Source organism: Rhodococcus sp. WB1 (assembly GCF_001700945.1).
GTDB classification, from domain to species: Bacteria; Actinomycetota; Actinomycetes; order Mycobacteriales; family Mycobacteriaceae; genus Rhodococcus; species Rhodococcus aetherivorans.
Genome location: NZ_CP015529.1, coordinates 3,070,231 through 3,090,184 on the forward strand (window position 1 = coordinate 3,070,231; position 19,954 = coordinate 3,090,184).

Sequence of the window (19,954 nt, forward strand, 5' to 3'; positions counted from 1 at the left end):
CTCACATGGGTGTCTCACCTGCGCGGAGCCGGGGTACCCGGCGACGGATCCCGACAAGGCGGGTGAATCCCGCCCACGAAGTTGTTAGGTTCGAGACCGCTTATGACGCCTGTGACGCAGAGAAGTACCCCGCCCCGTACGCCCGCCGAAACGGCGAGCGCGCCGACCGAGCCGAATTTCCGCGCACCGCGTATTTCCGACGGAATTCGCATGTGGCAGATCGCGCGTGATTCGAAAGTGCTCGACGTCAATTCCAGTTATGCATACGTGCTCTGGTGCCGCGATTTCGCGGCGACCTCGGTCGTCGCCACCGGCGGGGACGACGAGGCGGTGGGTTTCGTCAGCGGCTACCGCCGTCCCGAGTCGCCGAACACGCTGTTCGTCTGGCAGGTGGCCGTCGACCAGGCCCAACGCGGCCGCGGCATCGCCGGCCGGATGCTCGACAGCCTGTGGGACCGGCTCGCCGACACCGGCGTGAACCGGCTCGAGACGACCGTCAGCCCGGACAACGAGGCGTCCATCGCGCTGTTCACCGCGCTCGCCCGGCGACGCGGACTGCGCATCACCCGGAGCGAATTGTTCACCCCTTCGGATTTTCCCGATTCCCACATGGCCGAGGATCTCTACACGATCGGCGAATGAATACACGACCGGCGAAAGCGAATTCGCCGCAGGAGGACGACGAATGACCATCCTGGAGCACCCCGAAACCCCCGCCAAGCACAGCGTTTTCGATTACCTCGAATCCGAGGTGCGCAGCTACAGCCGCGGCTGGCCGACCGTGTTCGAAACGGCGTCCGGATCGTGGCTCCGCGACGAGAACGGCAAGGACTACCTCGACTTCTTCGCCGGCGCGGGAGCCCTCAACTACGGGCACAACAACCCGGTCCTGAAGACCGCGCTCGTGGACTACATCATGGGTGACGGCATCACCCACGGCCTCGACATGTCCACCGTCGCCAAGCGGGAACTGCTCGAGTCGTTCGAGAGCCACATCCTGGCCCCCCGCGGCCTCGACTACAAGGTCCAGTTCCCCGGCCCGACGGGCACCAACTCGGTCGAGGCGGCGCTCAAGCTCGCCCGCAAGGTCACCGGCCGCGAGTCGATCATCAACTTCACCAACGCATTCCACGGGATGACCCTGGGTGCGCTGTCGGTGACGGGCAACTCCATGAAGCGGGCCGGGGCCGGTGTGCCGCTGGTGCACGCCACCCCGATGCCGTTCGACAACTACTTCGACGGCGTCACCGAGGACTTCCACTGGTTCTCCCGCGTGCTCGACGACTCCGGCAGCGGTCTGAACCGCCCGGCGGCGGTGATCGTGGAGACCGTGCAGGGCGAGGGCGGCGTGAACGTCGCCCGCCCCGAGTGGCTGCGTGCCCTCGCGGATCTGTGCGCCGAGCGCGACATCCTGCTCATCGTCGACGACGTGCAGATGGGCTGCGGCCGCACCGGCCCGTTCTTCTCGTTCGAGGTCGCCGGGATCACCCCGGACATCGTGACCCTGTCGAAGTCGATCGGCGGGTACGGCCTGCCGCTGGCGCTCACGCTGTTCAAGCGCGACCTCGATGTGTGGGGCCCGGGCGAGCACAACGGCACGTTCCGCGGCAACAACCCGGCGTTCGTCACCGCGGCGAGGGCGCTGCAGCACTACTGGGCCGACGACCACCTCGAGCGCGAGACGCTGCGCAAGGGCGAGCGGATCCGGCAGACCTTCATGAACCTGTCCGACATGTTCGACGGCGTCTCCACCCGCGGTCGCGGCATGGTTCAGGGCCTGGTCTTCGACGAGCCGAACGACGCACAGAAGGTGTGCGCCCTCGCGTTCGAGCAGGGCCTGCTCGCGGAGACCTCCGGCCCCTCCGACGAGGTCGTCAAGCTGCTTCCGCCGCTGACGATCAGCGACGACGAGCTCGAGCACGGTCTGAACATCCTGTGCGAGGCCACCTCGGTGGTCCGGGCCTGACCCCCGGCCGCCGTCGACCCATGCACGAGAAGACAAGCTTCCGAAGGACTTACGTATGATCGTCCGTACCACCGAGGAAATCACCGGCACCGAGCGCGACATCACGTCGGACAACGGCAACTGGCGCAGCAAGCGCATCGTGCTCGGCGGCGACAAGGTCGGGTTCTCGTTCCACGAGACCACGATCGAGGCCGGCACCGTCAACGAGTTCCACTACGCGAACCACATCGAGGCGGTGTGGCTCATCGAGGGCACCGGCACCCTCACCGACCTCGAGACCGGCACCGTGTACCCGCTCGCACCCGGCACGATGTACCTGCTCAACGGCCATGAGCGGCACCGCGTCGAGCCGGACACCCGGATGCGCATGTTCTGCGTGTTCAACCCGCCGGTCACCGGCCGGGAAGTCCACGACGAGAACGGCGTGTACCCCCTCGTCGAGGTCGTCTGAGTGCCCGCAGCGAGTGACCGGCCGGGCGTTCGCGCCTAGAGTCGGAGCCATGACCTACGAGCGACAGCCGCGCATCGCCGTCGGCCCCGCCCCGGACATCGTGTTCGACCGGGCGATCGGGGCCGGCGGCGGTCGCGTGTGCGGGTTCGACGACCGCCCGGACGCGGTGGTCTGGACCGCCGGACCGGACGAGTTCCCCGCGGTGCTGCCGGCGTCGGTGCGGTGGGTTCAGCTGCCCGCCGCCGGCGTGGAGGACTGGTTCGACGCCGGCGTCATCCGCGCTCACCCCCAGGTGACGTGGACGTCGGCCGCCGGGGCGTTCGCCGCGACGGTCGCCGAACACGCGCTCATGCTGCTGCTCGCCGGCGTGCGGGCGCTGCCCGACCACCTGGCGGCCACGTCGTGGACGCCGAGCGTGTTCTACCCCCAGCTGGGCACCCTGCGCGGCGCCACCGTCGGGATCATCGGCGCGGGTGGCATCGGCCGGGCCCTGATCCCCATGCTCGGTTCGCTCGGCGCCCAGGCGCTCGCGGTCACCCGCAGCGGCCGCCCCGTCCCGGGCGCCGTGGAGACGGTCCCCGTCGCACGGATCGACGAAGTATGGCCCCGCGCAGACCATTTCGTGATCGCCGCCCCCGCCACGGCCGAGACCGAGCAACTGGTGGGCGCCGACGAGCTGGCCGCGATGAAGCCGACCGCCTGGGTGATCAACGTTGCCCGCGGCAGCCTCGTCGACACCGACGCGCTGGTGGACGCCCTGAGCCGCCGCGTCATCGCGGGCGCGGGCCTGGACGTCACGGACCCGGAACCGCTGCCGGACGGGCACCCGCTGTGGTCGCTGCGCAACGCCATGATCACCCCGCACGACTCCAATCCCCCGGCGCTGCGCATCCCCGCGTTCGCCGAGCACGTGACCGAGAACGTCACGCGCTTCGCGACCGGCCTCGATCTCGCCGCGGTCGTCGACCCGAGCGCCGGGTACTGACACGCCGCTACCCTGGACGGGGTGATCGAACCGCTGCACCACCTGCTCGACGGCCGGCGGTTGTGCGTGCTCACCGGCGCGGGCATCTCGACCGACTCCGGCATCCCGGACTACCGCAGTCCCGGCGCGCCACCCCGCAACCCGATGACCTATCAGCAGTTCGTCGGGGATCCGGAATTCCGGCGCCGCTACTGGGCGCGCAACCATGTCGGGTGGCGGCACATGGACTCCGCACGGCCGAACGCCGGGCACCGCGCCCTCGCCGCGCTCGAACGCCGCGGCACCGTCCTGGGCGTCCTGACCCAGAACGTGGACCTGCTGCACACCAAGGCCGGGAGCCGGCGGGTGATCGACCTGCACGGCTGCTACGCGCAGGTGCGCTGCCTGGCGTGCGACCTCCGGATCTCGCGCTTCACCCTCGCCGAGCGGCTCACCGCCGCCAATCCGGGCTTCCTCGAACGGGTTCGGGGGACGACGGGTCTCGAGGTGGCGCCGGACGCCGACGCGGTCGTCGACGACACCGGCAGCTTCCGCATGGTGGACTGCGAGCGGTGCGGGGGGATGCTCAAGCCGGACATCGTCTACTTCGGTGAATCGGTGCCACGCGAGCGCGTGGAGCGCGCCTTCGCGCTCGTCGACGAGGCGGATGCCCTGCTCGTGGTCGGCAGTTCCCTGACGGTGATGTCCGGGTTGCGGTTCGTGCGGCACGCCGCCAAGCGCCGCATGCCGGTGGCCGTGGTCAACCGTGGCGTCACGCGCGGCGATCCCCTCGCCACCGTGAAGGTCGACGCGGGCTGCTCGGAGGTGCTCACGGCCCTGGTCACCGCGGCACCGGCGGCCACCTCCGGCCGGTGACCGCCCGCGCCTACAGCGTCACGAGATCGTCCGCGTGCACCACCGGCCGCTGCAGGTCCGCCGGCAGCTGCCGCGTGGAGAACCCGATCATCCAGTCCAGCTCGGCGGCATCGTAGGCCACCACGCCGCGCCCCACCGTGCGGCCGTCGGGACCGACCAGCGCCACCACGTCCCCACCGTGGAAGCGCCCGCTCATTCCCGTGATGCCCGCCGCGAGCAGCGAGCGGCGCCGTTCCACCACCGCCCGTACCGCGCCCGCGTCCAGGTGCAGGGTGCCGTGGGTGTCGGCGGCGTGCCGCACCCAGAAACGCCGCGCCGACATCCGGTCGGCCCGGGCCGCGAACGCGGTGCCCACGTCCGCGGCACCGAGGGCACGGTCGGCCTGCGACGCGGCGGTGAGCAGCACCGGCACACCCGAATCCGCGGCCAGGCGCGCGGCGGACAGCTTCGACGCCATACCGCCCGTGCCGAGGGCGCCCCCGGACCCGGCGACGACGCCGTCGAGGTCCTCCGGGCTCGTCACCTCCGCGATGAGGTGGGCGTCGCCCTTACGGGGATCGCCGTCGTAGAGGCCGTCGACGTCGGAGAGCAGGATCAGCGCGTCGGCGCCGACGAGGTGCGCGACGAGCGCGGCGAGGCGATCGTTGTCGCCGAACCGCAGCTCGGCGGTCGCGACGGTGTCGTTCTCGTTGACCACGGGCACGGCGTGCAGCGCGCGCAGCCGGTCGAGGGTGCGCTGGGCATTGCGGTGCTGGGTGCGCCGCGCGATGTCGTCGGCCGTGAGCAGCACCTGCCCGACGGTGCGGCCGTATCGGGCGAAGGAGGTGCCCCACGCGTGGGCCAGGGCAAGCTGTCCGACGCTGGCCGCGGCCTGCTTGGTGGCCAGGTCGCGGGGCCGGATGGTCAGGCCCAGCGGGGCGAGGCCGGCGCCGACCGCGCCGGAGGACACCACCACGACGTCCGAGCCGGAGCGCATGCGCTCTTCGAGAGCGTCGACCAGGCAGTCGAGGCGGTCCCGGTCGAGGCCGCCGACCAGGCTGGTGATGGCGGACGAGCCGATCTTCACCACGACGCGGCGCGCGCCGGCGACGGCCTCCCGGGTATCGCTCACGATCTCCTGCTTCTGGGCTCGAGGTGCGGTGGTCAGAACTCGTCGTCGTCGGTCGCGAGACCGCGGCGGACCCGCTTGGCGTGGCGGCGTTCGGCGGCGCCGACCCGATCGACCTGGTCGAGGCGGGCGTCGGTGCCCCGGCCGGTGGGCACGACGTCCACGCCGGCCTGGGTCTGCGGCTCCCACTCGAACGAGACGTCGCCGATGGTGACGGAGGCACCCGGTTCGGCGCCCTGCTTGACGAGTTCGTCCTCGACACCGAGGCGGGCGAGCCGATCCGCGAGGTAGCCGACGGCCTCGTCGTTGTCGAACGCCGTCTGACGCACCCAGCGCTCGGGCCGGGTGCCGCGCACGATGAAGCCGCCCGGCGTCTCGGGGTCGGCGACGACGCTGAAGCCGGTCTCGTCGACGGCGACGGGCCGGATGACCGGCCGCCGCGGCGCGGCCGGCGGATGCGCCTGCCGGTACTCCTCCACCATCCGCGCCAACGCGAAGGTCAGCGGCCGCAGCCCTTCCCGGCTGACGGCGGAGATCCGGAACACCGGCCAGCCCCGCTCCTCGAGCTCGGGGGTGACGAAATCGGCGAGTTCCGCGGCGTCCGGCACGTCGACCTTGTTGAGGATGACGATGCGGGGACGATCGGCGAGGTCGCCCAGGCTGCTGTCGCCGGACAACGCCGGCTGGTAGGCGGCCAGCTCGGCCTCGAGTGCGTCGATGTCGGAGACGGGATCGCGCCCCGGCTCGAGCGTCGCGCAGTCGACGACGTGCGCGAGCACGGCGCAGCGCTCGAGGTGACGCAGGAAGTCCAGGCCGAGACCGCGGCCCTGGCTGGCGCCGGGGATCAGGCCCGGCACGTCGGCGACGGTGAACGTGGTGTCGCCCGACTGCACGACCCCGAGGTTGGGAACGAGGGTGGTGAACGGGTAGTCGGCGATCTTCGGCTTGGCCGCGGAGAGCACCGACACCAGCGAGGACTTGCCGGCGGACGGGAACCCGACCAGCCCGACGTCGGCGACGGACTTGAGTTCGAGGACGAGGTCGCGCTCCTCCCCCTCCTCGCCGAGCAGGGCGAAGCCGGGGGCCTTGCGGGCCTTCGACGCCAGGGCCGCGTTGCCGAGGCCGCCGCGGCCACCGTGGGCGGCGACGAAGCGAGTGCCGGCGCCGACCATGTCGGCCAAGATCCGGCCGTCCTTGTCGAGCACGACGGTGCCGTCGGGCACCTTGAGCACGAGGTCGCCGCCGTTGGCGCCGTCGCGGTTGCTGCCCGCGCCCTGCGTGCCGTTCGTGGCTTTCGCGTGCTGGTGGAAGTGGAAGTCGAGGAGGGTGTGGACCCCCTCGTCCACCTCGAGCACGACGTTGCCGCCGTTGCCGCCGTTCCCGCCGTCGGGGCCGCCGAGCGGCTTGAACTTCTCGCGATGGACGGAGGCGCAGCCGTTACCACCCTTGCCGGCGGTGACGTGCAGCACCACCCGGTCGATGAAGCGGGACATGGGGTGGACCTCCGTCGAATGGTGGAACTGTTGTGTCGACCGGTAGCCCCACTGTGCCGGGATTACCGGAGTTGTGCCGGAACGACCGCTACCGGTCGTCCCGAAAACAGTAGGGGCGGACCCGGGTGTGCGACCCTGGTCCGCCCCTACTGGGAGTATGTGCGAAGGGAACCTCCGCGGTGTCCGATTCGGACGGCAGATCAGGCGTCTGCCGCGACCGGAACGATGTTGACCGTCTTGCGACCACGCTTGGTGCCGAACTCGACGGCACCGGCAGCGAGGGCGAACAGCGTGTCGTCGCCGCCACGGCCGACGTTCACGCCGGGGTGGAAGTGGGTGCCGCGCTGGCGCACCAGGATCTCACCCGCGTTGACGGCCTGGCCGCCGAAGCGCTTGACGCCGAGACGCTGGGCGTTCGAATCGCGACCGTTACGGGAGCTGGATGCGCCCTTCTTGTGTGCCATGACGAACCCTCCTGGGGTTTGAAGCGGAAGCCCGAATTACTTGATGCCGGTGACCTTCAGGACCGTCAGCTTCTGACGGTGACCCTGGCGCTTGTGGTAGCCGGTCTTGTTCTTGAACTTGTGGATGCGGATCTTCGGGCCCTTGGTGTGCTCGACGATCTCGCCGGTGACCGTGACCTTCGCCAGCTTGTCGGCGTCGGTGGTCAGCTCGGCTCCGTCGACGACGAGGACCGGAGCAAGCGAGACAGCAGTGCCGGGCTCACCCTCGATCTTCTCGACCTTGACGAGATCGCCCTCAGCGACCTTGTACTGCTTACCGCCGGTCTTGACGATCGCGTACGTTGCCATCGGACGGCTACCCCTTGCTAGTTCGAACGTGCTCGCGCCACGGTGTGCAACGCGACTGGTCTGGTGTGGTTGCTGACTCGGGGCCCGCCACCTTCCCGCATCGGGCGCAGCAGGGCCGTATCGCCGAGTAGCGACTGACCAAGATTACGGGAAGGTGACTGCCAGGGTCAAACCGGGCCCGCGCGGTGTCGGGCCCGGTCGGACCTCATGCCTGTGCTTCGACCGGCGGGCCGGCGGGCCGGCCCGCGGCCCGGCGACGACGCGGCCGTCGAACGACCACCGGCTCGGCGTTCTCCCCGTCCGGGACCGGCGCGGCGGCCACCGCCGCAGGCTCCGGTGCGGGGGCCGGTGTGGGCACCACGAAGACGGTGCCGGCGCCGGTGCCGTCGCCCGTCGGGGCCGCGGCGGCCCGTGAGACCCGGCGACGGCGACGGGCCGCCGGCTCCGCTGCCTGCTTTTCGGCCTCCGGTGCTTCGGCCGGCCGCGCCTCGCGCGTGTCAGCGGGCCCAGCCTTGCGTGATTCGGCCGGCCCAGCCTCGCGTGTTTCGACCGGCCCAGCCTCGCGTGTTTCGGCCGGCTCAGCCTCGCGTGTTTCGGCCGGCTGGGCCGGCGCTGCCTGCGCCTGCTCGGCGCCGGATTCCGCCGGGTTCTCGTCGTGGTTCCCGTGGTGCGCAGCCATCGCCAGGGCCACCGGGTGGGCACGCTTGACGGTCGCGTCCACTGTCGCCACCTCGGGTACCGGCGCGGGCGCGGCCGTCTCGGTCGTCGCCGCCTCCGGCTGGGTGCCGCGGTCACGGCCCCGGCGGCGCCGGGAGCCGCTCTCGGCACGGGCGGGCCGCCCACCGTCCTCGGCCGCGCCGGCCTCGACGGGTTCGCTGTGCACGACGATGCCGCGGCCGTGGCAGTGCTCGCACGTGGTGGAGAACGCCTCCACCAGACCCGTGCCGAGCCGCTTGCGCGTCATCTGCACGAGCCCCAGCGAGGTCACCTCGGAGACCTGGTGGCGGGTGCGGTCCCGGCCGAGCGCCTCGGTGAGGCGTCGCAGCACCAGGTCGCGGTTCGACTCGAGCACCATGTCGATGAAGTCGACGACGATCATGCCGCCGATGTCGCGCAGCCGCATCTGCCGCACGATCTCCTCGGCCGCCTCGAGGTTGTTGCGGGTGACGGTCTCTTCGAGATTGCCGCCGGCCCCGGTGAACTTGCCGGTGTTGACGTCGACGACGGTCATCGCCTCGGTGCGATCGATGACGAGCGTGCCACCGGACGGCAGCCACACCTTGCGGTCGAGCGCCTTGGCGAGCTGCTCGTCGATGCGGTGGGCGGCGAACACGTCGCGTCCACCCGAGTCGGGATCGTGCCGCTCCACGCGGGGCACCATGTCCGGTGCGACGGTGCGGATGTAGCTCTCGACGGTGGTCCAGGCGTTCTCGCCCTCGATGACGAGTTTGGAGAAGTCCTCGTTGAACAGGTCGCGAATCACCTTGACCAGCAGGTCGGGCTCTTCGTAGAGGGTCTTCGGCTGCCCCGAGCCGTCGGACTCGAGCTTGGCGGCCTGCTCCTCGATGGAAGCCCACTGCGTCTGCAGGCGCTGCACGTCGCGGGCGAGCTCGTCTTCGCTCACGCCCTCCGCCGCGGTGCGGATGATCACGCCGGCCTCGGCCGGGACGATCTCGCGCAGGATCTCCTTGAGCCGCTTGCGCTCGGTGTCGGGCAGCTTGCGGCTGATGCCGGTGGACGAGCCGCCCGGCACGTACACCAGGAATCGGCCGGCGAGGCTGATCTGCGTGGTCAGGCGGGCGCCCTTGTGCCCGACCGGGTCCTTGCTGACCTGCACGAGCACCCGGTCACCCGGCTTGAGGGCCTGCTCGATCTTGCGGGAGTTGCCGCCGAGCCCGGCGGCCTCCCAGTTGACCTCGCCGGCGTAGAGGACGCCGTTGCGGCCCCTGCCGATGTCGATGAACGCCGCCTCCATCGAGGGAAGCACGTTCTGGACACGGCCGAGGAAGATGTTGCCGACCATCGAACCGGATCCGGCGCTGGTCACGAAGTGCTCGACCAGGACGCCGTCCTCGAGGACCGCGACCTGCGTGATGTTCCCGGGGTGCGCACCGTCACCGGTCTTCTCCCGCACCACCATGACGCGGTCGACGGACTCGCGACGGGCGAGGAACTCCGACTCGGTGAGGATCGGGGGCCGACGGCGGCCCGCGTCCCGGCCGTCGCGGCGGCGCTGGCGCTTGGCCTCGAGCCGGGTGGAACCGGTGATGCCCTGCACCTCGTCCTTGGCGGCGCGGGCCTTGGGCCGCGGCTCGCGCTCGTGGACGACGGTGGGGACCGAGTCGTCCTCGGCGACGGTCTCGGCGCCGTCCGCGCTGCCCTTGCGGCGACGACGACGGCGACGACGGCGCGAGGGACCTTCCGCGGACTCCTCCTCGGCCTCGGCCTGCTCGGCCTCGGCCTGCTCGGCCTCGGCCTGCTCGGCCTCCCCGCCTTCGGCCTCCCCGGCCTCCGGCCCGGCGGTCGCGGCTTCCTCCGTCGTCGGCTCCTCGGCCTCCGTCGGCTCCTCGGCCTCCGCTTCCTCGGCCTCCGCCGCAGCTGTCCCCTCCTCGGCGGTGGTCTCGTCCTGCGTCTCGGGCTGTTCGCCGCGGCCACGGCCACGGCCACGGCGGCCACGACGGCGCCGACGCGGCTCCTCCTCCTCGGCGGTCTCCTCGGCCGGTTCCTCCACCGCGGCGGTCTCCTCGGTGACCTCCTCGGCGACGGCGGGCTCGGGTGCCTCGGCCGCTCGCCGGGAACGGCGTCGACGGGGCGGGGCCTCGACGGGAGTGGTGACCTCCGGCTGCAGGAACAGCGGTGCGCTGACGACGGGCTCGGCGGTGCTCGGTTCCGGCGCGGCGAACACCGGGGTCTCCTGCTCCACGCCGGTGAACAGGGCCGGGGCCGCGGGTGCCTCGACGGACTCCGCGGCGGGTTCCTGAGCGGTAGTGTCCTGGACCGCGGCCGCCGGCTCCTCCACGGGGACCTCGGCGGGCACCGCGACGGCGGCCTCTCCGGCGGGCACCTCGGGCGCCTCACCCACCGGTTCCGGTGCGGCTTCCGCGGTGGGCACCGGTTCGGCCTCGGCCGGTGCGCCGAGCGCGGCGCGGATCTGTTCGGCGAGGTCGCGCTGCAGGCTCGAGTGGGCACTGCGCAGCTCGGTGCCGAGGTCGGCGGCCTTGGCCATGACCTGTTTGCTGGTCAGGCCGAGCAGTTTGGCAAGGGCGTGCACGCGCATCTTCGGCGGCAGCACCACGGTGCCCTCTTCGTTGGAATTGTCGTTCGGCGGCGCTTGTTCGGCCACGTAGGTCTCCTCGGGCCCCCGGGCGCGTCCATCCTCGTCTCGAGCGATGTGACGCGGCCACGCGAGGGCGCTGTCTGTGTGTGCTCGCACCGGGAGGCGCGAGATGTGCGGTCTCGCATCGCGCGGTCGTCCGGTGCCCGTTTTCACTGCACGGCCGAGCGGTGCCTGGCTGGATCGCGGATCGAGCGCCGGTGCATCCAGCGTGCAACCGAGCGAGGTGTCTCCTGCGTCCCCGGTCACAGCGATGTCGGGCATCGATCCGTGATGTCGTTCGGTCGTTCCGCAACACTCGAAGCGGGGCGACCTACCTCAGTATCCCACACAGAGGTCCGTGGATACGCCAACGGCGCCCCGGAGGGCGCCGTGGCGGGGCAGTCGATACGGATCAGGACCCGGCGAGGGCGGGGAACCAGAGGGCGATCTCGCGCTCGGCGGACTCCACCGAGTCGGAGCCGTGCACCAGGTTCTCCCCGGCGTCGAGCCCGAGATCACCGCGGATGGAGCCGGGAACGGCCTTCTCCACCGGATCGGTGCCGCCCGCGAGCTGACGGAACGCGGCGATGGCCCGGGGGCCCTCGAGCACGGCCGCGACCAGCGGGCGCGAGGTGATGAACTCGATCAGGCCGGGGTAGAAGGGTTTGCCCTCGTGCTCGGCGTAGTGGGCGGCGGCCACCTCCTCGGTGGCGGTGCGCAGCTCGAGTGCCACGATGTCGAGTCCCTTGCGCTCGATGCGCGAGAGGATCTCTCCGACATGACGACGGGCCACGCCGTCGGGCTTGATCAGTACCAGGGTCCGCTCAGTCACGCGCACAGCGTAGTGGTCAGCCCCGCTGCCCCGGCAGCAGACCCCGCGCCTCGCGGTCCTTCATGTCCTTGCGCAGGTACAGGATGTAGCCCCAGACCACGCTGAAGAGCACGCCGACGATGCCGAGCGACAGGTCCACCACGAAGCCCAGCAGGGTCAGCACCTGCAGCGCGAGGTTGTACCAGAGCGCCCACGGCCGGCCCTGCAGCCCGGCGCCCGCGATCATCGCGACGGCGAGGAGCACGATGTAGCCGCCCGAGAACCACGTCAGCCCCCCACCGATGACCGCGACGACCGGCAGCACGAGCAGGACCACGATGGCCTCGAGGACGAGCGTGCCGGCCATGACGCCGCGCAGTCCCTTCCACGGGTCCTTCGCCGGGGGCCGGACGGCGGAGTCCCGATCCGGCGATTCGCCGGGGTTGTCAGCTGCCTCGCTCACGCGGGGTCCTTTCCGAAGAGAGTGCGGGCGGCGCCGGCGGTCACCACCGAACCGGTGACCACGACGCCCGCCCCCGATACTGCCTCACCCGGCTCGGCGACCTCCTCGGCGATGGCGATGGCCGTCTCGAGGGCGTCGGGCAGTGTCTGCGCGACCACCACGCGTTCGTCGCCGAACCGGGCCACGGCCAGGTCGGCGAGCTCGTCGACGTCCATGGCCCGCGGCGAACCGTTGTGGGTGACGACGATCTCGTCGAACACCGGCTCGAGCGCGTCGAGCAGGCCGGGCACATCCTTGTCGGCCATCACCGACACCACTCCGACCAGCTTGCGGAAGTCGAACTCGTCGGCCAGGGCCGCGGCGAGCGCCTTCGCCCCGTGGGGGTTGTGGGCGGCGTCGAGGAAGACCGTCGGGGCGCTGCGCACCCGTTCGAGCCGGCCCGGGTTGAGCACCGACGCGAACGCCGCGCGCACCGCGTCGCCGTCGAGCTGCCGGTCGGCGCCGGCGCCGAAGAACGCCTCCACGGCGGCGAGCGCGAGCGAGGCGTTGCGGGCCTGGTGCTCGCCGTGCAGCGGCAGGAAGATGTCGGTGTACACCCCGCCCAGGCCCTGCAGCTCGAGCTGCTGACCCCCCACGGCGATGCGCCGGGCCAGGACCTTGAACTCGGAGCCCTCGCGCGCCACGGCGGCATCCGCCTCGACGGCCCGTCGCAGCAGCACCTCCATCACCTCGGGCTCCTGCTGGGCCAGGACGGCGACGGTGTCGCGGGGAACCAGCCCGTCGTCGGCAGCCTTCTTGATGATCCCGGCCTTCTCCCCCGCGATCGTGGGGAGGTCGGGACCGAGGTACTCGGTGTGGTCGAGCCCGATCGGGGTGATCACCGCCACCTGCGCGTCCACGACGTTGGTGGCGTCCCAGGTGCCACCGAGCCCCACCTCGACGACGGCGACGTCGACGGGAGCCTCGGCGAACGCGGCGAAGGCCATCGCCGTGGTCACCTCGAACTTGCTCATCGCCGGGCCGCCCGCAGCCTGCGACTGGGCGTCGATCATCGCGACGTACGGCTCGAGTTCGCGATAGGTGTCGACGTAGGTGCGCGGCGAGACCGGCGCTCCGTCGATGCTGATCCGCTCGGTGGCCAGCTGCAGGTGCGGGCTCGTGGTGCGGCCGGTCCGCCGGTGCAACCGGGTCAGCAGGGCGTCGATCATCCGGCTCACCGACGTCTTGCCGTTGGTGCCGGCGATCTGGATGGCCGGATAGCTGCGCTGCGGGGATCCGAGCAGATCCATCAGCGCCGCGATCCGGGTGAGAGACGGCTCGATCTTCGTTTCGGGCCAGCGCTTGTCGAGTTCGGCCTCGACGAGGGTCAGCTCGGCCAGGTCGACCGGCGAAGGCTGCGCCGGCGTCGCCGCGGACCGGTCCTCGCTCACGCCGACCCCAGCTCCTGGAGTCGGGAGGTGATCCGGGCGATCTCCTCCTCCGCGATCTGCTTGCGGGCGGTGATCTTCTCGACGACCGCCGCGGGCGCCTTGGCGAGGAACGCCTCGTTGCCGAGCTTGGCGGACGTGCCCGCGAGCTCCTTCTCGGCGACCGCGAGGTCCTTGCCCAGCCGGGCACGCTCGGCCGCCACGTCGACGGTGCCGGAGGTGTCCAGCTCGACGGTGACGGTGGCGCGGGACAGGCGCACCTCGATGGAGGCGGTGGCGGAGAACCCGTCCGCCGGCTCGGTCAGTCGCGCCAGCGACCGCACGGCCGGCACCTGGGCGGCCAGGTCGGCGGCGTCGATCTCGGTGAGCCGCGCGGCGACCTTCTGCGACGGCTTGAGGCCCTGGTCGCTGCGGAAGCGGCGGACCTCGGTGACGAGCTTCTGCAGATCCTCGACGCGGCGCGCGGAGTCGGCGTCGGCCGCGACCCCGCTGGTGCCCGGCCACGACGCGACGACCACGGACTCGCCGCCGGTGAGCACCTTCCAGAGGGTTTCGGTGACGAACGGGATCACCGGGTGCAGCAGGCGCAGCAGCTGGTCGAGGACGTTGCCGAGGACCGCCTTGGTCCCCTCCGCGTACTCGCTGCCGTCGGCGAGCTGCACCTTGGCGAGCTCGAGGTACCAGTCACACACCTCGTCCCACGCGAAGTGGTAGAGCGCCTCGCACGCCTTGGAGAACTCGAACCGTTCGAACGCCTCGTCGACCTCGGCGCGGACCTGCTCGAGCCGGTCGAGGATCCACCGGTCCGCGTCGGTGAGCGCAGCGCGCGCCGGCAGCTCGGTGACGACGGCGCCGTTCATCAGGGCGAACTTGGTCGCGTTGAACAGCTTGTTGGCGAAGTTGCGGGAGGACTGCGCGTGGTCCTCGCCCACGGCGAGGTCGCTCCCGGGGTTGGCGCCGCGGGCCAGGGTGAAGCGCAGTGCGTCGGCGCCGTACCGCTCCACCCAGTCCAGCGGATCGATGCCGTTGCCGCGCGACTTGGACATCTTCTTGCCGTACTGGTCGCGCACGAGGCCGTGCAGGAACAGGTCCTTGAACGGCACCTGGACGCCGGACTTCCCGCCGGCGGTGATCGCCTCGTCGTTCGCGACGTACAGGCCGAACATCATCATCCGGGCCACCCAGAAGAACAGGATGTCGTAACCGGTGACGAGCACGCTTGTGGGATAGAACTTTTCGAGCTCCGGCGTCGTGTCGGGCCAGCCCATCGTGGAGAACGGCCACAGGCCCGAGGAGAACCAGGTGTCGAGCACGTCGGGGTCCTGCTCCCACCCCTCGGGGGCGGTCTGGTCCGGACCGAAGCACTCGACCTCGCCGTCGGGGCCGTACCAGATCGGGATGCGGTGCCCCCACCACAACTGCCGCGAGATGCACCAGTCGTGCATGTTGTCGACCCAGGCGAACCAGCGCGGTTCCTGGCTGGCCGGGTGAATCACGGTGTGGCCGTTGCGGACCGCGTCGCCCGCCGCCTCGGCGAGCGCATCGACCTTGACCCACCACTGCATCGACAGCCGGGGCTCGATGGTCTCGCCGCTGCGCTCGGAGTGACCGACGCTGTGCAGGTAGGGACGCTTCTCGGCGACGACCCGCCCCTGCTCGGCCAGCGCCTCGCGCACCTTGACCCGCGCCTCGAACCGGTCCATGCCGTCGAATTGCGTTCCGGTGTCGGCGATCTTGCCGGCCTTGTCCATGATGGTGGGCATCGGCAGGTTGTGCCGCAGGCCCATCTCGAAGTCGTTGGGGTCGTGCGCGGGCGTGATCTTCACGGCGCCGGTGCCGAATTCGGGGTCGACGTACTCGTCGGCGATCACGGGGATCCGCCGGCCGGTGAGGGGGTGCTCGAGGGTGGTGCCGACCAGGTGCTTGTAGCGCTCGTCGTCCGGGTGCACCGCGACGGCCGTGTCGCCCAGCATCGTCTCCACCCGGGTGGTGGCGACGATCACGTGCGGCTCGTCGTCGTTGAGGGAGCCGTAGCGCAGCGACACGAGTTCGCCCTCGACCTCCTCGAACTTGACCTCGATGTCGGAGATCGCGGTCTGCAGCACGGGCGACCAGTTCACCAGTCGCTCGGCCCGGTAGATCAGCCCGTCGTCGTAGAGCCGCTTGAACATCGTCTGCACGGCCCGCGAAAGGCCCTCGTCCATGGTGAACCGGTCGCGGGACCAGTCGACGCCGTCGCCGATGCGGCGCATCTGGCCCTGGATGGTGCCGCCCGACTCGCGCTTCCAGTCCCAGACCTTGTCGACGAACAGTTCGCGGCCGAAGTCCTCCTTGGCCTTCCCGTCCACCGCGAGCTGCTTCTCGACGACGGTCTGGGTGGCGATGCCGGCGTGGTCCATGCCGGGCAGCCAGAGCACCTCGTAGCCCTGCATGCGTTTGCGGCGCGACAGCGCGTCCATCAGGGTGTGGTCGAGGGCGTGGCCCATGTGCAGGCTTCCGGTGACGTTCGGCGGCGGCAGCACGATCGAGTAGCCGGGCTTGTCGCTGGACGGATCGGCGACGAAGTAACCGGCGTCCACCCAGCCCTGGTACAGCTCGTCCTCTACGGTGCTGGGGTCCCAGCTCTTGGGGAGGGCGTCGGCGGGGTTCTGGTGGTTCTCTGGCGCACTGGTCACCCCGCAATCGTAGTCAGCGGAGGCAAACCGCCTGCACACGCCCCACGGACCCGGAGCGGGCCTGCTGGACTGCGGATCACGGGTACGGCACCGTGACAGATGTGAACGAGTTCCGCTTCGCCACGAACGTCTTCGCCCTGGAGTCGGCCGGCGCGTTCGCCGGCCGGTGCCGCCGCATCGAGGCCCTCGGGTACGACACGCTGTTCGCCGCGGACCACCTGGGGGTCGCCGCGCCGTTTCCCACGCTCGTCGCCGCGGCGCAGGCGACCGAGCGGCTGCGGGTGGGCACGCTCGTCCTCAACGCCCCGTTCTGGAATTCGGAGCTGCTGGCCCGCGACGTCGCGACCACCGACGTCCTCACCGGCGGCCGGCTCGAGCTCGGCCTCGGCGCCGGGCACATGAAGTGGGAATTCGACGAGGCCGGCATCGGCTGGGAGCCGATCGGCCGCCGCGTCGATCGGCTCGAGGCCCTGATCGACGGTCTGGGGCGCCGCTTCGCGGAGGGTGGGTACCCGCAACACGCCGAGCTGCGCGCCGGCATGGGCCTGGCACCGCTGCAGCCGGTCCAGCGGCGCGGGTTCGGCGGCACCGGTCCCCCGCTGCTGATCGGCGGCACCGGGGACCGGGTGCTGCAGCTGGCGGCCGAGCGCGCCGACATCGTGGGGGTGGCCGGTGCCGTGCAGGTGCCGGGGCAGGCGCCCGGGGTGCTGCGCATCGCGACGGCCACCGAGGCCGACGAGCGCGTGCGGTTCGCCCGTGAGCGCGCCGGCGCCCGCGCGGACCGCCTCGAGTGGCAGGTGCTGGTCCAGGCGGTCGTGGTGACCGACGACCGAGAGGGCGCGGCGCGGGCACTGCTCGAGCGCTACGGTCCGATGATGAGCGTCGAGGAGCTGCTGGACACGCCGTTCGCACTGATCGGCACGGTGGAACGGATGGCCGATCAGGTCCTGCGCAACCGCGACCGCTACGGCTTCACCTACTACACCGTCCACGGGCCGTATCTCGAGGCCTTCGCCCCGGTGCTGGAGCGGGTGCGGATGCTGGGCGGGTGAGCGTCGCCCCCCGGCGGAGATGCTGCTCGAATCCCGAGCCGCGCACCGGTGCGATCCGCGTCGTCAGCCGCGCACCGGCGCGATCCGCGTCGTCAGCCGCGCACCGGCGCGATCCGCGTCAGCCGAGCACCTCGGGCAGTTCCCGGGGGCGCGCGAGCACGTGCTCCGAGAGGAACGCCTCGACCACCTCGTACCAGATCTTCGCGTGCTGGGGGCTGAGCACCCAGTGGTTCTCGTCGGGAAAGTAGAGGAAGCGGTGCACGGTGGAGCCGTCGGCGGCGGCGGGTACCCCCGACTCGGACAGCAGCTCGTACCACAGCCGCAGTCCCTCCCCGATCGGCACGCGATAGTCCTTGTCGCCGTGGATCACCAGCATGGGGGTGACGATGTCGGCGACGTACAGGTGCGGCGAGTTCTCCACCGCCATCTCGGGAGTCATCTCCCGGGCCCAGTACCAGGCCGAGTCCGTGGTGGGCCCGAACTGGTCCAGGGCCCACAGGCTCGCGTGGGTGACGATCGCGTGGAATCGGTCGGTGTGCCCGGCGATCCAGTTGGCCATGTAGCCGCCGAAGGATCCCCCCATCGCGGCGGTGCGCTCGGCGTCGATCTCGGGTAGTTCGATCGCCGCATCGGTCAGGGCCATCAGATCGGTGTAGGGCTCCTTGCCCCAGCGGCCCCACCCGCGTTGGACGAAGTCCTGCCCGTAACCGGAGGACAGCGCGGGGTCCGGGAGCAGCACGGCGTAGCCGCGGGCGACGAGCAGCCACGGGTTCCACCGCCACGACCAGGTGTTCCAGGAGCCGAGCGGGCCGCCGTGGATCCACAGCAGCAGTGGCGCGGGCGCGTCGGGATCGGCGGTGGCCGGCAGGGCCAGCCAGGCCCGCAGCGGGGTGCCGTCGGCGGCGGCGGTGGTGGTGATCTCCGTGAGGCGGCCGGGCAGTTCGGGCTGCTCCGCGGGGGCGCGCAGCGCGGTGACGGTGCCGGGGGCGTCGAGCGCGATCCGCACCGGGTGCGGCGGTGTGTCGTAGGCGGCGCGCAGGGCGTAGACGCACGTTCCGTCGGGCGCGACACGCAGGTCGGTGTAGGCGGCGGCGTCGGTGGTCAACGGCGTGGGGACGTCGGCCCACAGCGCCACCTGGAAGATCGGGGCGCGGCCGTGTTCGTCGGCGGTCACGAGCAGGGCCCCGGAGTCGGGCCGCCAGACGACCGACGTCGGCCACCGGTCCCACCCGGGCACCAGCTGCGTCGTCTCACCCGATCGAAGGTCGAACAGCCGCAGAGTGATTCGCGGCGCCGTCTCGGGGTCGGAGTGCGTCTCGTGCAGGAACGCCACCCGGGTGCCGTCCGGCGCGATCGCGGGGGCGAACACGTCGGCGGCCTCGTCGTCGACGAGGACGGTGCGCAGTCCGGTGTCGGTGTCGATGCGCACCAGGGTGGTGCGGCGGGACGCGAGCGGCCCGGGCACCGACCAGGTGGTGACGACGAAGCTGCCGTCGGCGGCGAGGTCGAGGGACGCCTCACGCAGGGCGCCTCCGGGCCCGGGGGTCAGGTCCGACAGGGGCGCGTGTGGGCCGTCCGCGAGGGCGAGCAGGTGCGGTTCGGCCGGTCCGAGGTCGTGATCCCAGTGGCGCACCGGGTATCCGGTGTGCAGCACGGCGGAGACCTTGCGCTTCTTGCGGGCGTCCCGGATCCGCTCGTCGTCGCCGTCGGTGCGGCCGAGTACGTCCGCCGTCACCACGATCCGGTCCGCCGCCTCGGCCGCCCACACGCCGCGCACCCCACCCTTGCGGGAGACCACGCGCTGTGCTTCGCCGCCGGCGGCGGGCAGCCGCCACAGCGCGGCAGGGGCGTCGTCGCCGTCCGTCCCGTCGGCCCGGGCGGCGGTGAACAGCAGGTCGCCGGCGGCGGTGAAGACGGGATTCGACTCGCCCTTCGCACCCCATGTGAGCCGCCGGGCGGGCGCATGCCCCTGCGGGTCGACCTCCCACAGCGCCCCGACGTACCCGGTCCCCTCCTCGTCCAGGGTGGACTGGGCGATCACGACGCGGGTCCCGTCCGGCGACAGCGCGAGCGCGGTGACGCGAGGGAGAGCGAGATAGTCGTCGAGGTCGTCGAATGCGGTCATGGTGCCCGAGGGTAGTGCTCGCCGGAGGCGTCACCGGGGAGCCGACACGGCCCGGTCGGGATACGCCGCCGGCGCGCCGCGCGGGAACGAGCGGTCAACCCGCCAGCGGGTGGTCTGCGGACAGCGCGGCCAGGCGCTCGAGCAGCGGGGCGACGGCGACGAGGGCGGCCGCGTCGTCCGGCTCCATCTCGGACAGCAGGCGCGCCACACCGGTGATCCACATCCGGCGGATCAGGTAGTCGTTGCGTTCCGCCAGGGGCGGGGGCGTCCGGTGCAGGGGGTGGGACCGTCCGTCGCGGGGGTTGGACGTGCGGGCCACCAGTCCCAGCTGGACCAGGCTGCGCACCGTCGCGCTGACGTTGCTGCTCTGCAGTCCGAGCACGCGGACGAGATCGCGGGAGCCGTGCCGCGTCAC

General features: G+C 71.5%; 17 protein-coding genes. 6 read left to right on the forward strand and 11 right to left on the reverse strand.

All coding sequences use genetic code 11. The features are described from left to right. The first annotated feature begins 210 nt into the window (after positions 1-210). From ectA to A4U64_RS13580, 5 genes are read left to right on the forward strand one after another with little or no spacing between them, the layout of a single operon-like run. Positions 211-642, forward strand: coding sequence for a diaminobutyrate acetyltransferase (gene ectA, locus A4U64_RS13560; protein WP_006937213.1), 432 nt, complete (start codon positions 211-213; stop codon positions 640-642). 43 nt (positions 643-685) lie between these two features. Beyond that, positions 686-1,966, forward strand: coding sequence for a diaminobutyrate--2-oxoglutarate transaminase (gene ectB / locus A4U64_RS13565; RefSeq protein ID WP_065922660.1), 1,281 nt, complete (start codon positions 686-688; stop codon positions 1,964-1,966). Between the two features lie 55 nt (positions 1,967-2,021). Next, the gene (locus A4U64_RS13570; protein ID WP_006937217.1) at positions 2,022-2,417 is read left to right on the forward strand and encodes an ectoine synthase; all 396 of its coding nucleotides are present in this window, start codon (positions 2,022-2,024) and stop codon (positions 2,415-2,417) included. Between the two features lie 49 nt (positions 2,418-2,466). After that, a complete protein-coding gene (locus tag A4U64_RS13575) occupies positions 2,467-3,402 on the forward strand; it encodes a D-isomer specific 2-hydroxyacid dehydrogenase family protein (RefSeq protein WP_006937219.1) in 936 nt (311 codons plus the stop codon). A 21-nt stretch (positions 3,403-3,423) separates the two neighbouring features. Beyond that, entirely contained in the window at positions 3,424-4,257 is an 834-nt protein-coding gene (locus A4U64_RS13580) for an NAD-dependent protein deacetylase (protein WP_043796594.1), read from the forward strand. Positions 4,258-4,267: 10 nt separating this feature from the next. Here the strand turns inward: A4U64_RS13580 and proB are convergent, their stop codons facing one another. The 9 genes from proB to A4U64_RS13625 all read right to left on the reverse strand — a co-directional run bounded on the left by proB (position 4,268) and on the right by A4U64_RS13625 (position 16,362). Further along, a complete protein-coding gene (gene proB / locus A4U64_RS13585) occupies positions 4,268-5,368 on the reverse strand; it encodes a glutamate 5-kinase (RefSeq protein WP_065922661.1) in 1,101 nt (366 codons plus the stop codon). Between the two features lie 32 nt (positions 5,369-5,400). Then, positions 5,401-6,858: a GTPase ObgE gene (obgE, locus tag A4U64_RS13590; RefSeq protein ID WP_006937227.1), complete on the reverse strand. Its 1,458-nt coding sequence runs from the start codon at positions 6,856-6,858 to the stop codon at positions 5,401-5,403. A gap of 200 nt (positions 6,859-7,058) precedes the next feature. After that, on the reverse strand, positions 7,059-7,322 hold the full coding sequence (rpmA, locus tag A4U64_RS13595) for a 50S ribosomal protein L27 (RefSeq protein WP_006937229.1): 264 nt from the start codon (positions 7,320-7,322) through the stop codon (positions 7,059-7,061). Between the two features lie 36 nt (positions 7,323-7,358). Further along, positions 7,359-7,670 carry a 50S ribosomal protein L21 gene (rplU, locus tag A4U64_RS13600; RefSeq protein WP_006937230.1) on the reverse strand — a complete coding sequence of 104 codons (312 nt, stop codon included), beginning with the start codon at positions 7,668-7,670 and terminating at the stop codon, positions 7,359-7,361. A gap of 205 nt (positions 7,671-7,875) precedes the next feature. Further along, entirely contained in the window at positions 7,876-11,013 is a 3,138-nt protein-coding gene (locus tag A4U64_RS13605) for a translation initiation factor IF-2 N-terminal domain-containing protein (protein ID WP_065922662.1), read from the reverse strand. 385 nt (positions 11,014-11,398) lie between these two features. After that, positions 11,399-11,818 (reverse strand): nucleoside-diphosphate kinase, encoded by a 420-nt coding sequence (gene ndk / locus A4U64_RS13610; protein ID WP_006937234.1) that lies wholly within the window; start codon positions 11,816-11,818, stop codon positions 11,399-11,401. Between the two features lie 16 nt (positions 11,819-11,834). After that, positions 11,835-12,260: a DUF4233 domain-containing protein gene (locus A4U64_RS13615; RefSeq protein WP_006937236.1), complete on the reverse strand. Its 426-nt coding sequence runs from the start codon at positions 12,258-12,260 to the stop codon at positions 11,835-11,837. After that, positions 12,257-13,690, reverse strand: a complete 1,434-nt coding sequence (gene folC, locus A4U64_RS13620) for a bifunctional tetrahydrofolate synthase/dihydrofolate synthase (RefSeq protein ID WP_006937237.1) — start codon at positions 13,688-13,690, stop codon at positions 12,257-12,259. The genes A4U64_RS13615 and folC overlap by 4 nt, the downstream gene beginning before the upstream one ends. Continuing rightward, positions 13,687-16,362, reverse strand: a complete 2,676-nt coding sequence (locus A4U64_RS13625) for a valine--tRNA ligase (protein WP_006937240.1) — start codon at positions 16,360-16,362, stop codon at positions 13,687-13,689. Before A4U64_RS13625 ends, folC begins: the two co-directional genes overlap by 4 nt. A gap of 101 nt (positions 16,363-16,463) precedes the next feature. On the opposite strand from A4U64_RS13625, the gene A4U64_RS13630 reads away from it, so the two are divergent. Beyond that, the gene (locus A4U64_RS13630) at positions 16,464-17,414 is read left to right on the forward strand and encodes a TIGR03621 family F420-dependent LLM class oxidoreductase (protein WP_065922663.1); all 951 of its coding nucleotides are present in this window, start codon (positions 16,464-16,466) and stop codon (positions 17,412-17,414) included. Positions 17,415-17,532: 118 nt separating this feature from the next. Here the strand turns inward: A4U64_RS13630 and A4U64_RS13635 are convergent, their stop codons facing one another. Both A4U64_RS13635 and A4U64_RS13640 read right to left on the reverse strand, forming a co-directional pair. Continuing rightward, the gene (locus A4U64_RS13635; protein ID WP_065922664.1) at positions 17,533-19,539 is read right to left on the reverse strand and encodes a S9 family peptidase; all 2,007 of its coding nucleotides are present in this window, start codon (positions 19,537-19,539) and stop codon (positions 17,533-17,535) included. Positions 19,540-19,633: 94 nt separating this feature from the next. Then, a complete protein-coding gene (locus tag A4U64_RS13640) occupies positions 19,634-19,954 on the reverse strand; it encodes a MarR family transcriptional regulator (RefSeq protein ID WP_065922665.1) in 321 nt (106 codons plus the stop codon).